Source organism: endosymbiont of Galathealinum brachiosum (genome assembly GCA_003349885.1).
In the GTDB taxonomy this organism is placed as follows: Bacteria; Pseudomonadota; Gammaproteobacteria; order SZUA-229; family SZUA-229; genus SZUA-229.
In genome coordinates, this window is record QFXC01000003.1 from 121179 (window position 1) to 136263 (window position 15085).

The 15085-nt window shown below is 38.6% G+C and carries 8 protein-coding genes; 4 read left to right on the forward strand and 4 right to left on the reverse strand.

Features of this window, described 5'->3' with window-relative positions; all coding sequences use genetic code 11:
* Nucleotides 1-17: 17 nt before the first annotated feature.
* Nucleotides 18-932 (reverse strand): hypothetical protein, encoded by a 915-nt coding sequence (locus DIZ80_01945; protein ID RDH85712.1) that lies wholly within the window; start codon nucleotides 930-932, stop codon nucleotides 18-20.
* A 153-nt stretch (nucleotides 933-1085) separates the two neighbouring features.
* Here DIZ80_01945 and DIZ80_01950 point away from each other — a divergent pair, with 153 nt between their 5' ends.
* The 3 genes from DIZ80_01950 to DIZ80_01960 all read left to right on the forward strand — a co-directional run bounded on the left by DIZ80_01950 (nucleotide 1086) and on the right by DIZ80_01960 (nucleotide 8915).
* Nucleotides 1086-2786, forward strand: coding sequence for a methyl-accepting chemotaxis protein (locus DIZ80_01950; protein RDH85713.1), 1701 nt, complete (start codon nucleotides 1086-1088; stop codon nucleotides 2784-2786).
* A 211-nt stretch (nucleotides 2787-2997) separates the two neighbouring features.
* Nucleotides 2998-4086, forward strand: coding sequence for a two-component system response regulator (locus DIZ80_01955; protein RDH85714.1), 1089 nt, complete (start codon nucleotides 2998-3000; stop codon nucleotides 4084-4086).
* A gap of 50 nt (nucleotides 4087-4136) precedes the next feature.
* Nucleotides 4137-8915, forward strand: a complete 4779-nt coding sequence (locus DIZ80_01960; protein RDH85715.1) for a hypothetical protein — start codon at nucleotides 4137-4139, stop codon at nucleotides 8913-8915.
* 80 nt (nucleotides 8916-8995) lie between these two features.
* Here the strand turns inward: DIZ80_01960 and DIZ80_01965 are convergent, their stop codons facing one another.
* The 3 genes from DIZ80_01965 to DIZ80_01975 all read right to left on the reverse strand — a co-directional run bounded on the left by DIZ80_01965 (nucleotide 8996) and on the right by DIZ80_01975 (nucleotide 13200).
* Entirely contained in the window at nucleotides 8996-9703 is a 708-nt protein-coding gene (locus DIZ80_01965; protein ID RDH85716.1) for a hypothetical protein, read from the reverse strand.
* 74 nt (nucleotides 9704-9777) lie between these two features.
* On the reverse strand, nucleotides 9778-10602 hold the full coding sequence (locus tag DIZ80_01970; GenBank protein RDH85717.1) for a Stp1/IreP family PP2C-type Ser/Thr phosphatase: 825 nt from the start codon (nucleotides 10600-10602) through the stop codon (nucleotides 9778-9780).
* Between the two features lie 12 nt (nucleotides 10603-10614).
* Nucleotides 10615-13200 (reverse strand): serine/threonine protein kinase, encoded by a 2586-nt coding sequence (locus tag DIZ80_01975; protein RDH85718.1) that lies wholly within the window; start codon nucleotides 13198-13200, stop codon nucleotides 10615-10617.
* Between the two features lie 592 nt (nucleotides 13201-13792).
* Here DIZ80_01975 and DIZ80_01980 point away from each other — a divergent pair.
* Nucleotides 13793-15052, forward strand: coding sequence for a hypothetical protein (locus DIZ80_01980; GenBank protein ID RDH85719.1), 1260 nt, complete (start codon nucleotides 13793-13795; stop codon nucleotides 15050-15052).
* Nucleotides 15053-15085: the final 33 nt, after the last annotated feature.

Here is a 15085-nt window from a genome sequence, read left to right on the forward strand (position 1 = left end):
CATGAGGTAAGAAATAACTATTCGGTATCTTTCCAGCCTTTATCCCAGGGGGCTTTTAACCAGTTCATAAAATGTTTGAAGAAACCGGCTTTTTTCTTTTTGGCTTCAGTTTCATTTTCTATATTTTCAACAGTTTCTTCTTTAGGTGGATTGATAATTACTTCCACTTCTTCAACCACCTGTGGGGCACCGGATAATTCAATGCTTTCATACATGATAGGCATTTCTTCAAGAGACTTTCCAGATTCGAAATGATCTGAATTATTTTTTAATTCAGATTTTATTTCGGATAGAATTTTTTTAACTTCTTCAGGGCAGTCATCCTGTTTTAATAAAACATTAACGTCAGACTGTAAACTACTCATATCTTTTTTAATTAAATTACGACATTCACCTTCTTTAACTTCCAGCGACATTATCTGATTTTTAATGAACGATTCAGGTACCGGCAGGTTGAAAGCATTTACCAGCGCTTTACGGGTTTTAAGTGTAATACGTAGCGTAATGGATGCCTGTGATTTCTTTTTGAAACTATTTACAAAATCATGGTAGTCATCTTTTAAGGCATCTGTCAGTTTAGTACCTGTCGCACCCAGTTCCTGCTCAAGTAACTCATTACTCTTTTGTGAAATTTCCAGCACATGTTTAATATCACGATCTATTTTTACATCTGTTGCAGACAGGGTGTTTTTAAGTGTTGTAGTGGGTTTTTCTTTCAGACTTTCCGTAAGTGTTTTGAATTTTGTAACTATCTTTTCAGGAATTTGAGCTGCTGATTTGCCCATTAGAATAACGGATTGTAATCCCTGATGCAGTTGATGAAGCATACTGGTGAGTTTGACCAGTTTCTGTAATGCAGCACGTTTCTGCTTGATGATTTCAAGGTCGGTAGTATGGCTTTGACGGTTAATACCACCCTGTAATTGTGACATGTATAAAAGCTCTTAAATTAATCGATAATATGAATATAGTTGATAGTTATCATAAAATGAGTCAGTTCCTGAGAATACGGCAGTTTGTTGTCATTTCTTAATAAATAACACCTATAATACACAAGATATAGATAAAATTAAATCGAGAAATTTATGGCTGTTTTAAATAAAAATAGTATTTTCTGGCGTTTATTTATTCCATTTATTGTTATTTATATAATCGGTATTCTCATTGCTTTTATTTATATTCCCCGCCTTCTTGAACAGAATGTTATACAGAATGCAGTAGTGACTGCTGAGAATAATGTCAAACAATTCAAAGTGCTACGTAAGTATTATGTCAATAACGTTATAAAAAAAGTACTTAAGGGTTCAGATTTAAAACCTTCTTTTAATCATCAGGAAGATCCTGGTGCTGTTCCATTACCAGCCACTTTGATTCATGATCTGAGTGAGTTATTAACAGAGGCCGGTACCAGTCTTAAATTATATAGTGCATATCCATTTCCAAACCGGGCTGGCAGAGAAAATGACCAGTTTGGCAATGATGCATGGGCTGCTTTATCCATTGATACGGGGCAATCATTTGTAAAAGTGGAAAATATTGCTGGCATTACAAATGTCAGGGTGGGTATTGCAGATACTATGGTGAGTAGTGCCTGTGTCAGTTGTCATAACAGTCATCCACTAACACCAAAAAATGACTGGCAACTGGATGATTTGCGCGGTGTTCTTGAGATTAATATACCTATTGATGATCAACTGGCCGCAGTCAATCAGGTAAGTATGCTGGTTGTAAGCGGAATCATTATTGCAGCACTTATGTTTATGGGAATCTTTTTCTTTACTTACCAGATGTTTATTCAGAAAAAGCTAACCGATATCAATGAAGCATTATCGGATATTGCTGAGGGGGATGGTGATTTAACCAAGCGGATAAAAGTAGAAGGTAAGGATGAAGTTAGTTTAATCGCTGGATCATTTAATCTATTTATTGAGAAGCTACAAATTATTATTAGAGATCTTAATAGTTATACCCTGAATTTATCTGCAGCAGCAGAACAGGTGTCGATAATATCAGAACAAACGAACACAAGTTTGCAGGATCAGCATATGCAAACAGATCAATTGGCAACAGCGATGAATGAAATGACCGCAACCGTACAGGAAGTGGCCCTGAATGCTCAAACTGCATCCCACAGTGCAGAAACAGCTAAAACTCAGACATCAGAAGGCTTCAACATAGTTAAACAGAGTATTACGCAAATTGATTCACTTGCGACTAATATTACAACAGCAGCGGAAGCAATTAAGCAGCTTGAGAAAGACTCTGAAATCATAGGTGGCGTATTAGATGTTATTAAGGGTATTGCAGAACAAACTAATTTGTTGGCTTTAAATGCTGCTATAGAAGCTGCAAGAGCTGGTGAACAGGGCAGAGGTTTTGCGGTTGTTGCAGATGAAGTGCGAACCCTTGCTTCAAGAACTCAGGAATCAACCAGTGAAATTGAACGTATGATTCAGCAACTGCAATCGGCATCAAAAAATGCGGTCGTTGAAATGGGAAATAGCCAGGAAAGCTCAAGTGCTGGAAAGCAAAAAATGGCAGAGGCGGGTTCCGCATTATCAAAAATTCAGGATGCGGTTGATTCTATTTCCGAACAGAACTTACTGATAGCAAGTGCGGCGGAGGAGCAGAATAATGTAGCAGAAGAAATTAACCGTAATGTGGTAACAATCAATACGGTTGGTGAGTCTACTGCCGAAGGGGCCAAACAAACGTCAGCATCAAGTATTGATCTGGCTGATATTGCAAATAAGTTACAGCAATTAGTTCAGCAGTTTAAGGTTTAATTGTTAAGCTAGAAATAGTTAGTTTATTGAAAAGATCTGCTTTTAACGAGAGTCAGAGTGATGAGTTCTGGATTATCAAGGGGGAGCTCTGATGTGTCTGATTCCTCAGGTTGAGTATCATAGAATGCCCTGTCATTGTCGCAGATCAGTCACAAATAAGTGAAATTTAACCTAAAATACCTGTATACCTTTAAATAAGCAGACATTTTGTATGGGTGATAAAACAATACTGATTGTTGATGATGAATCCACTAACTTAACAGTTCTAAACATGACTCTTGACAGTCATTACCGTGTTCGCGCTGCCAATTCGGGCGAACGGGCATTGCAGATTGTTAATTCAGATCCTCGCCCTGATTTAATACTGCTTGATATTATGATGCCGAAAATGGACGGTTATGCGGTGTTACAGAAATTAAAGTCGGATGAAACGACTCGTGATATTCCGGTTATTTTCTTTACTGCCATGGATAGTGAAGAAGAGGAAGAAAAAGGTCTGGCCATGGGTGCAGTTGATTATATTACCAAGCCAATCAAACCAGCAATATTACTTGCCCGTGTTAAAACACACTTAATGCTCAAACAGGCTCAGGATTTTCTCAATGACAAGAATGATTATCTTGAGGCGGAAGTTTCTCGTCGTATGCAGGAAAATCAACTTATTCAGAATGTGAGTATTCGGGCGCTGGCGCACCTGGCCGAGATTAGAGACCCGGAAACCGGTGACCATATATTACGTACCCAGTCATATGTGAAGGTACTGGCAAAACAGTTACAGGGAAATTTTCGCTTTAGCAATACCATTACTGATCATTACATTGAACTATTAACCAAATCGGCTCCACTGCATGATATTGGTAAGGTGGGTATTCCGGATAATGTATTGCTTAAACCCGGCTCACTGAATGAAAAAGAGTGGGCCATTATGAAAACCCATGCTGAGATGGGTGCACGTGCGATTGAACATGCAGAAAAAGATGTTGATGAGTCGGTTGAATTCCTGGGGTTGGCGAAAGAAATTGCGCATTGGCATCATGAACATTGGGACGGTAATGGTTACCCCGATGGACTGGCAGGAAATGATGTGCCATTGTCCGCAAGAATTATGGCACTGGCAGATGTGTTTGATGCACTTATAACCGTACGTGTTTACAAACCCGCCATGTCATTTGAAGAAGCCAGAGATATTATTATCGAAGAACGTAATCATCAGTTTGATCCAGACATAACTGATGCTTTTCTTATTTGCTTCGATGAATTTGTATCAATTGCGCGTAAATATCAAAGTGAAAACCAGTAATGAGCTGGTATTAAATAAGTCATGAATCAAAAAATAAAAAATCGAGTCCGATGAAAAAAAATCTATCATTTAACCGAAATACTCGATTACTGGGTTTGTCTGTATTTATTATTCTAATATTAATATTTTTATTGGGTGTCATATTATCTAAAAAATTATCTGTACGACATGAAACAACCAATATTGCTCAGATGAGAGCTATTGCTTTACTCAAGGCAAATCAAATCAGTGACTGGATAGCAGAACATAATCGGGACGCTGAGATGTTAAGAACGTCTAACTTGATCAGTAAAGCTTTATTACAATGGCGCACTACGGGTGATCTTAATGCAAGAGATCAAATTATTCAGCGTTTTAAAACATTACAGAAGGTAATGGATTATAAGGAAATACTGGTAATTGATAAACAGGGTAATTCCTTATTTGACACCGCTGATCACGGCCACATTTCATCGATATTGAACTCTACTGTACAACGTGTTTTTAATATGCATGAAGTTCAGTTTACCGATTTATATCATGAATACGATGGAACGAAAGGTCACTTAGAGCTAGGTTTTGTTATTCCTATCGAAGGTGTTACTGATATTGCAGTGGTTATACTGGTTGATAATAATACATTTTTATTTCCGTTTTTAAAAAACTGGCCATTGCCCAGTGAAAGTGCTGAGACGCTTTTATTTAAACAGCACGGGGAAAATATTCTCTTTTTAAATGAATTACGGCATAAAAGAGAATCTGCTTTAAAACTGTATGTGCCAATGAGTGAGCGTAACGTGTTAGCTGTGCAGGTTGCAGAGGGTCGAATTCTACCTGGTGAGCCTATTTATGGTATTGATTACCGAAAAGAACCCGTGGTGGGGATTGCACAAAGGGTAGTAGGTACACCCTGGTATTTAATAGCAAAAATGGATTCGAATGAGTTTTATGGTGAATTAAGACGTGATTTATTCTGGGTGAGGTTGTCTCTGATTCTGTCTATGATTGCAGTATTGATAGGAGGCGTTTTAATACAACAAAGAAGAAAACTTCAGTTGATTACGCAGGGACAGCGTGATCAGGCAGAGTACTCACTTGATACGATTTTTCATGCATTACCTGATCTCTTTTTTCGCTTGACAGAAGACGGTGTAATTCTTGATTATCGTGCGCAGAATAAATCTGACCTTTATGTTCCAGAGCAAGAATTTATTGGTAAACGCATGCAGGATGTTTTGCCTGGCGAACTAGCAGAAAAATTCAGAGATAAAATGCAATTAGCCTGGCGTAGTGGTGAAGTGATTACTTATGAATATGCTTTAGAATTGTCACAGAGAGAGACTATTTTTGAAGCACGTCTGGTTAGGGTTAATAAAATAAACCAGTTAATTGTTCTTGTGCGAAATATCACAGAACGTAAATTATCTGACAGAAAGAATATTCGTTTTACTCGTGTACTTGAAAGTTCATTAAATGAAATATATGTTTTTGATAGTGAAGATTTACATTTTATTGATGTGAATAAAGCCGCTCGCGATAATCTTGGTTATTCAATGGACGAGTTAAGGGTAATGACACCATTCGATATTAAACCCGATCTAACGAGTGAATCATTTGCAGAGCTGATTGCACCACTACGCAGTGGAGAAAAGCAAAAAATCATGTTTACAAGCAATCATAAACGTAAAGATAATAGTCTGTATCCAACTGAAATTCATCTAGAGTTAACAGATGAATATCCGAAAGTTTTTATTGCCGTTATTATCGATATAACCAAACGGAAACAGGAAGAGGATGATTTACTGCAGGCAAATTTAATTATTGAAAATAGTTTGATTGTATTGTTTCGCTGGAAAGCAGTTGAAGGATGGCCAGTTGAATTAGTATCAAATAATATAAGCCAGTTTGGTTATACAGCAGATGAATTTATTTCAGGCGACGTGCCTTACGTATCTATTATTCATCCTGATGATGTTGCAAAGGTAGCCAGTGAAATTATTCATTATTCCACCAGTGGAGAAGTTGTCTTCCATCAGGTTTATAGAATTTTGACAAAACAGGGTGAAGCACGCTGGATTGATGATCGAACAATGGTTGAGCGAAATGAATCAGGTGAGGTTATATATTATCAGGGTGTAATCACTGATATTACAGAACGTAAAATTACTGAGAAAAAATTATCAGAGAGTGAGGAGCGATTCAGAACTATTTTTGAAGAAGCGCCATTAGGTGTCGCTGTTATTGATTCATTAACAGGTGAAATTTATCATGTTAACCAGCAATTTGCAGATATTGCAGGTAGAACGAAAAAAGAAATGGAAAATATTGACTGGATTGAAATTACACACCCGGATGATGTGCAGGAAGATCTTGATAATATGGCATTAATGAATTCAGGTAAAACCACCGGTTTTAATATGAATAAACGTTATGTACAGCCAGATGGAACTTATGTCTGGATTAACATGACGATAACTCCTATGACGGTTGATGACAGAACTCACCCCAGACATCTATGCATGATAGAAAACATTACAGAGCGAAAAGAAATAGAAGAAAAATTAAATAAGTTAGCTCAAGCGGTAGAGCAAAGCCCGGAGAGTATTGTTATTTCAAATACAAATGCAGAAATTGAATATGTTAATACTGCATTTACGATTAATTCCGGCTACAGTGCTGATGAGGTGGTTGGTGAAAATCCTCGTATGCTTCAATCCGGTAATACGTCACCAGAACAATACGAAAAGATGTGGGCGAATTTAACCCAGGGTCGAGTCTGGAAAGGCGAGTTTAATAATAAACGTAAAGATGGAACGGAGTATATTGAGTTTGCACATATTAGTCCTATTGTTCAGTCTGATGGAAAAATTAGTCATTATGTTGGCGTAAAAGAAGATATTACAGAAAAGAAAAAGATGGCAAAAGAGCTGGACGAGCATAGAAATAATCTTGAGAAATTAGTTGCTCTACGTACTCGAGAATTGGCTGAATCGCAACGAAAAGCAGAATCAGCTAATATGGCAAAGAGTGCTTTTCTGGCAAATATGAGTCATGAAATTCGCACACCAATGAATGCGATTATCGGACTTACTCATTTATTGCAGCGTGCAAATCCGAACATTGAGCAAAAACAAAGACTGAGCAAAATAGATACATCGGCGCTTCATTTATTATCAATTATAAATGATATTTTAGATTTATCAAAAATTGAATCGGGTAAGCTTGTTATAGAAAACACAAATTTTCATCTGAATGTCATATTTGATCATGTGCAATCCATGTTGAGAGAACAGGTTGAAAATAAAGGTTTGAAAATTGAGTTTGATAAAAATAGTGTTCCTATCTGGTTAACCGGTGACCCGACACGAATTCGTCAGGCTTTACTAAATTATGCTGTCAATGCGGTTAAATTTACAGAACAGGGTAGTATTTTTTTACGCGCTATAAAACTTGAAGAGCAGGATGCAAAAGTATTGGTACGTTTTGAAGTAGAAGATACGGGTATTGGAATCGATCCGGATATTTTACCCGGTTTGTTTGATGCATTCGAACAGGCTGATGTATCAACCACACGTAATTATGGTGGTACGGGTTTAGGGCTGGCGATTACTCAGCATCTGGCTGAATTGATGGGCGGGGAAGCAGGTGCCATAAGTGAACCCGGTAAAGGTAGTACGTTCTGGTTTACTGCCTCGTTAGGTCGTGGGTACGGTGTGTTACCTGATGAAAAGAGTGTAAAAGAGCTGGATTCAGAAACTGAGTTACAAACCTATTATTACGGTTCTTCAGTATTACTTGTAGAAGATAATGATATTAATCGTGAAGTGGCAACAGAATTATTAAATGCTGCTCGGCTGGATGTAGATTCAGCCGAAGATGGTCAACAGGCTGTCGATAAAGTTCGTGCCAGAGATTATGATCTGGTGTTAATGGATTTGCAAATGCCCGTAATGGATGGCATTGAAGCAACGACTATTATTCGTTCAATGAATGATAAAAAAGAAATTCCCATTCTTGCTATGACAGCTAATATTTTTGAAGAAGATCGTCTCGCCTGTGAAAAAGCTGGCATGAATGATTTCATTGCTAAACCGATTGAACTGGATAATCTTTTTTCAACTATTATTAAATGGTTACCTAATCGTAAAGAGGCCTTGGTTTATAACTCAATGGAAGCTAAGCATCAAGACGGAGATGTAACTGAAGAATTAGTTTATAAAGAATTTGAAAAGTTTGAAGGCATGAATGTTTCTAAAGGACTTAAAAATATGCGAGGTGATTTATCGGCATACCTGCGTCAATTGAAACATTTTGATGTTATACATGGTGCTGATATTCATAAAATTAATCAGGAACTTGATAACAAAGAATATGATTTGGCTAGAAATCTGGTGCATTCAATAAAAGGCGCAGCAGGAACACTAGGCTTGATTGATTTGCAGGGGGCAGCAAGTTCACTTGAAGATAAACTGAAACATCATGATGCACAGAGTCAAAAGACGTATTCAAAAGAGATGAAAGTTTTAAACGCCAGACAACAAGAATTTCATGGCTTACTGAAAAATATTACTATAGAAGATAAGCGTGAGTTGGATAAACTTATATCTCATGAGGAGATTATAAAAACACTAAAGAACCTGGAGTCTCTTTTATTACACGATGATGCATCTGTTAATGAACAGTTTTTTAAGGTAGAGAAGATATTAAAACAGGTGTTTGGTGGTAAAGTTGATTTTCTGGCAGAACAAATATCGGAGTTTAATTATCCGGCTGCGTTGAAAACACTTAATTCAATATCGGTTTCTGATATTGAGCAGGTGATTGCTGAATTACGAAATGATAATAAATAGAGATAAGTTCTGAGAAATAGTTAGAAATAAAAAAAGCCTCCATCTGGAGGCTTTTTTTATCGTTAATTTAAAGTCGGTTTTTATTCAAAAAAGAACGACATTTTAACACCGGCAACTTCAAGCACATCATTATTATTAAGCGGGTGAGCCCGTGAGCCTATTTGCTCGTCATTAACTTTAGGGCGATCTCCGTTGTCTCCACCATCTATATGTATCAGAAAGTATCCTGTAGGTCGGCGTGTAATTGCAGCAACCTGTACACCGGGTTTACCCAATGTGGTTAGTACTTTTGTAAGTGCGAGTTCCTTGCCGCTATTTGCACCGCTTACCAGGCGTATTTTTGCATTTTGATTGCTGGATTTTCCTGAATCGGAAGAAGCAATTTCGGCAACAATAGCACCAACTGATTTATCTATTTCCTTACTGCCTTCTGTTTCCTGCATACCATCCGAATCCGGATTGATGATCATGGTCTTTTCAAAATCATCACCTGAACTGGCATTTTCATTGATATATTTAATTTCATGTTTACCAATTTTTACAACATCACCATCTGACAGAGCGCTCTTTTTAACGAGGGAACCATTCAGGTAAGTGCCATTGGTACTATTCATATCTTCAATGAATGAGTCATTGAGAATGGTGAGTATTTTGGCATGGTGCCCGCTTACAGCCAGATTATCCAGATGGATATCATTGTCACTTTTACGGCCAATGGTCATGGTTTCTTTATCCAGCTGAAGTTCGTTTTCTACTCCACCGTTGAAACATATTTGTATAGTTGCCATTCTGCTACCTGTTTTTTGTAACTATTCATCTTAAGCCCTGAATAGCTATATTTGTTTACAAAAAATACTCTATATTAAGAGAATATATCAAAAAATTTAGAAAACCAGCCTGAATTAGCCGGGAATTCTTTTAAAACCTGCGCCAGCATAACTGACACATTATCTTTGCCGCCATGATCCTTGGCCTGTTTTATTAATTCTTTATTCATTTTGTTCTGGTTGTCACGGTAATTCAATTCGATATCTTCGATAAGATCATCGGGAATCATATCGGTTAAACCATCTGAACAAAGTAAATAATTGTCACCCACCAGTGCAATGTCTTCGAGCAGGTCAACATCTACGGTCGGGCTTACCCCAACTGCACGTGTAACCAGATTTTTATTTAAAGATTCACGTGCTTCTTTTTGCGTGTAGAAACCACGGTCAACCAGTTCCTGTAACAGGGTATGGTCTCGTGTCATCTGTTCTAATGTGCGATCTCTGAAACGGTACAGTCTTGAATCACCAACATGGGCAACGGTAATACGATTATCATAAAGTAATAAAACAACAACCGTTGTTCCCATGCCTTCGTAGTTTTTATTGTTTTGCGCCGCGGTATATATTTTTAAATTTGCATCTTTGATCGCTTTTTCAATCAACATGCTTTCAATGCTGTAACCTGTGTTTTCGTCCGTAGTGCCAGTTGTTATCTGGGGCAGGGCTTTACTTAAATCCTGCATAATAGAATCAACTGCAATTGCACTGGCAACTTCACCGCCTTTATGACCACCCATACCATCAGCGAGCACCAGTAAACCAAGATCTGCATCACTGGCGATGCTATCTTCGTTATGGTCACGTACCAGACCTTCGTCTGTTATCCCTGTGATGTTGATTTTATCTTTTAGGCTCATGAAATATTCTATCTATGACTTTGGTTTAGCTTGTGCTTTGTTTTTGTTCTGCGCAATTATCTGTAAACACTTACGTAAATCACCCGCCATTTGTGCACCGGTTTGATAACGTTTTGTCGGATCTTTAGCCAGTGACCGGTTGATGATTACCGAAACACAGCGAGGTAATTCAGGTCGGATACTATCGGGTTTAGGATGCGCTTCATTAGCAATTTTATACATCAGTGTAGCCATTGAATCACCGGTGAAGGGTAAACGCCCGGTCATAAACTGGAACATCATGACACCCAGTGAGAACAGGTCTGATTTACCATCGACTTTTTTACCGGCTAATTGTTCAGGTGACATGTAAGAAGGTGTGCCTAATACCATGCCTGTTTTTGTTTTGCTTGAATCGGTAATACGTGCAATACCAAAATCGGTGATCTTTAAAGTATCGGATTCAATTTCATACATTATATTGGCGGGTTTAATATCCCGGTGAACAACGTTTGCTTTATGTGCATAATCCAGGCCTTCAGCGCAGCGACGTATAATATCCAGTACTTTGGTCACCGGCAGTAATTTATCGGCTTTACCGTACTGCACCATATCACCGCCTTTAAGAAATTCCATTGCGATGTATGCCAGATCGTGTTCTTCACCTGCATCGTATATGGTAACGATATTGGGATGGCTTAAACGACCAGCTGTTTCAGCTTCACGGAAGAAGCGATCTTTAACATCCTGTAATTCGTCTTCTTCAAACTCCTGTGAAAGCGCCATGGTTTTAATTGCCACAACACGTGAAATTTTTGGATCTTTACCCAGATAAACAGCACCCATTGCGCCTTTACCCAGTTCTTTTTCAACTTCATAACGACCCAGCATGGGTTTTTCAACACCACCGCCATCAAGCATTAATGTGCCACCTGGTGAGCTGTTAGTACCACCAAGAATAACGGTTTCTTCCATTGCGCTTGCACGGTTAATGCGTTGTTTGATATCACGGAATTTAGGATCAATATCTTTCATTACCTGATATACAGAGCCGGCTTTATTAAACTGACGTTTACGCTCAAAATCCAGTGCCAGGTTATATAGTAATTCCAGTGCTTCAGGTGATTTGGGCAGGCGACGGAATTTATCAAATGCTGCATCCAGTTGTCCCTGTCCCTGTAGTGATAATCCCAGCATGCGATTAGATTCCGCAGATTCTGCATCCAGTGCCAGTTTGCCTTTTTCAGTTGAAAGGTAACGTTTGGTGGTTAATAGTAAATGACCTACTACGAGCAGGATAGATGGATTAACCAGCTGTAACCACAGGCCGCTATCTGTCATTAATATGTAATGGGTAATAAATAAAGTAATAAACAGGAATAGGGTAATAAAGGCAGAGAGTCCGGCTTTGAGACGCGGTAGCAGTATAATAATGTAAAGTGCTACGAATAACGTTATACCTGCAATAGCAGACATGCTCCATTCAGGCTCGATAAAAAAGTCTTCATTCAGTATGCTGGAAACAGAATGTGCCAGAGTTAATACCGGGGCCATATTCGCATCAATTGGCGTTACCTGAGTATCACCAACACCGGTGGCGGTTGCACCGATCAGTACAATTTTACCCTTATATTTTGAAGCCGGGATTTTACCCTGCAAAACATCATAAAATGAATCAACCGTAAATGCGCTGTTATCATTGATGTCATTATAAAAGAAGGTATTCATTAACAGGTTTGGGCTGGTTTTAATGGATAAACGCCCTAGTTGCACGCTTTCACCCAGGTTAATGGTCACATCTTTGGCTGACAGGTTTAAGCTGCGTAAAGCCAGTTGAAGTGACAGGGAAGGGTACATTTGATCGAAATAATCAACAACCAGTGGCTCAGAGCGTATGCTGCCATCTGTATCCGGGTATGCTGCCAGAGCACCAATACTATCTGCCTGTGTGCCAACAATTTGAATAGGGTAGAGCACAAAAGCAACGGGTAGAGGTAATTCGTTATCGGGATTTGTTACCGGGTTGTTTTTTACATTGGTTAATTTGTTACGGGTGACATAATTGGGCATATCGTTATCAGGTTTACCATAACTTGCACCTATGCCCATATGCATTGCCAGCACAACATTACCAGTGTCTGTAAGGCTATCAGCCAGTTTCTGGTCAGTATTGAGGTCAAGTTCAGCTGCTAATAATTTTTTGCCGAGTTTTTCAATATCTGCATTGAGTGAAGGAGAGGTGTTCGGGCCAAGTTCAAGCAGACTGCTATTACCATAAAAAACCAGTAAGTCCTGTATATGACGCATGCCTGGATCCATCTGGGGATCAACAAAAAAGGTAGTCTGGCCAATAACCTTGGCGCCACCTTTTTTAAGTATTTTGTGCATTTCAGCATGAATATCACGAGGCCAGGGCCAGCGCCCTATATTTTCAATGCTGACATCATCAATGGAAATAACGGCAACTTTATCACTGGGTGCACGTTCTGATGAGCGTACGCCAAAGTCATAAGCATCGCGCTCAAGACTATCAAATAGGCCCAGGTTGCCGAGTGAAATAATCAGGATGCATATGGCAAGACCCGCAAACCAGTCTTTTTTCCAGAACGCCTGTTTCATTTATTCCCCAGCCTTTCTATTAGTAACCTAAAAGGAGCCATTACTATTTGTATTCCCCAGTTATTATAATTTTTATACCAATCTCATCTTGAGATCAGGTGTCCATTAGTAAGAATAGATCATAAACGCAACTCTTGCCCACTGCTAGTGTAAATTAGTGCTTTTTTAATAAAATCACAGTGTTGGGGTGATGTATTGAGGTGACGCTTGAATGATAAACAGGGTGATAAACGCGATACTTAAAAGTTAATCTAAGCATTGTATTTACTCTTTTTATTGTCTTTTTTGTGGTTTGTCTATATTGAGGATGAAAATGTACAAATCATCATAAATCGATTAATTCATATGATTCTTCGTAATGTGTATTTAAGGCACGGTTTTCATTAATTGCTTATAAATCATATTAAAGCTTTGAGTGTGATGTGGTTCTCAAAGTATAAAAAACTGACGGGCTTCTATTGATTTTATTTAAATTGGGAATATAATCCCAATTATGAAGAAATAAAAATCGTGGATGGCTGTTTATCAATTCTTGGGTGTTCATAAGAAAGATTCAGCTAATGTTATTTACAGAAAATGTTGGAGAAGTGTCATGAATAAAAAATCAGTTTTTAATAAAACAGTTCTTGCCGCATCTATCGCAATGTTAAGTGCATGTGGCGGTAGCAGTAGTCAGACATCAGGTTCTGGAACCACAGTGGGTGTGGTTACTGGATTCGGCAGTGTTTATGTTAATGGTGTTGAATATGAAACAGATTCTGCCTCAATTGATATTGATGGTTTAGAAAGCATTGAAACGTCACTTGGTATAGGTGATGTGGTTATTTTAAAGGGCAGTGTTAACGCAGATGGTGTTACAGGTAATGCCACATCAATATCCTGTACTGATGAGCTGGAAGGTTATGTTCTTGATCTGTCAGGTCTGGTTGATGGTGTCGGTACAATCAATATTATGGGGCAAAGCGTAACCATCAATATTGATACGGTATTTGACAGTGATACGCTGGCATCGATTAGTGAATTATCGGTTGATGATATTGTTGAGGTGAGTGGTTTTGCTGATGGTATTGGCAGCATACTGGCAACACGTATCGAAACTAAAAATGATACAGATGAAGATTTAGATGTAGAGCTTAAAGGCCTGATCAGCAATCTGGATACAACGGCACTTACATTCACTATTGGTGACTTAACAGTAGATTATAGTGAAGCATTAGAGGTTGATGCCGGCCTGGCTGATGGTGTACTCGTTGAAGTTAAAACGCAATCTGCAATCAGTGGAAATATCACAGATGGTTTCCTGATGTCTGCCAGCAAGGTTGAAATTGAAGATGACGGTGATATCGATTTTGACGGTGATGAAGGTGAAGATATAGAAATGCAGGGTATGGTATCGGGTATTACTGATACATCATTCCTGTTTAATGGTCAGTTAGTTGAGTTTGACTCTCTGGAAATAGATGATGATTTTGATATGGCTTCACTGGTTGACGGCATGATTATCACAGTTGAAGGGCATATTGCCGCTGATGGCAGTTTTGTTGTTGAGGAAATCGAGGAAGATCACGACTCAGATTTTGAGGTGGAAGGTTTTGTGACGGATAAAACCGACACAACGGTTACTATTTCACAGGGTGACAGCACACTCACATTTACCGTGAACAACGATACTCGCATGATTGATGAGCAGGATGAAGGTAGCAGCACGCCGCTGCATTTCTTTAGTCTGGCAGATGTCGCTATTGATGAGTTTGTTGAGATTAAGTACTACGTAGATGAAACCAGTGAAGAGAATATTGCAACCGAGCTGGAAAGGGAAGATGCACCATCGCCGGAACCTGTTCTTAATTAGTCTTTGTAATTATTACAGGATAGTCAGCCAGGG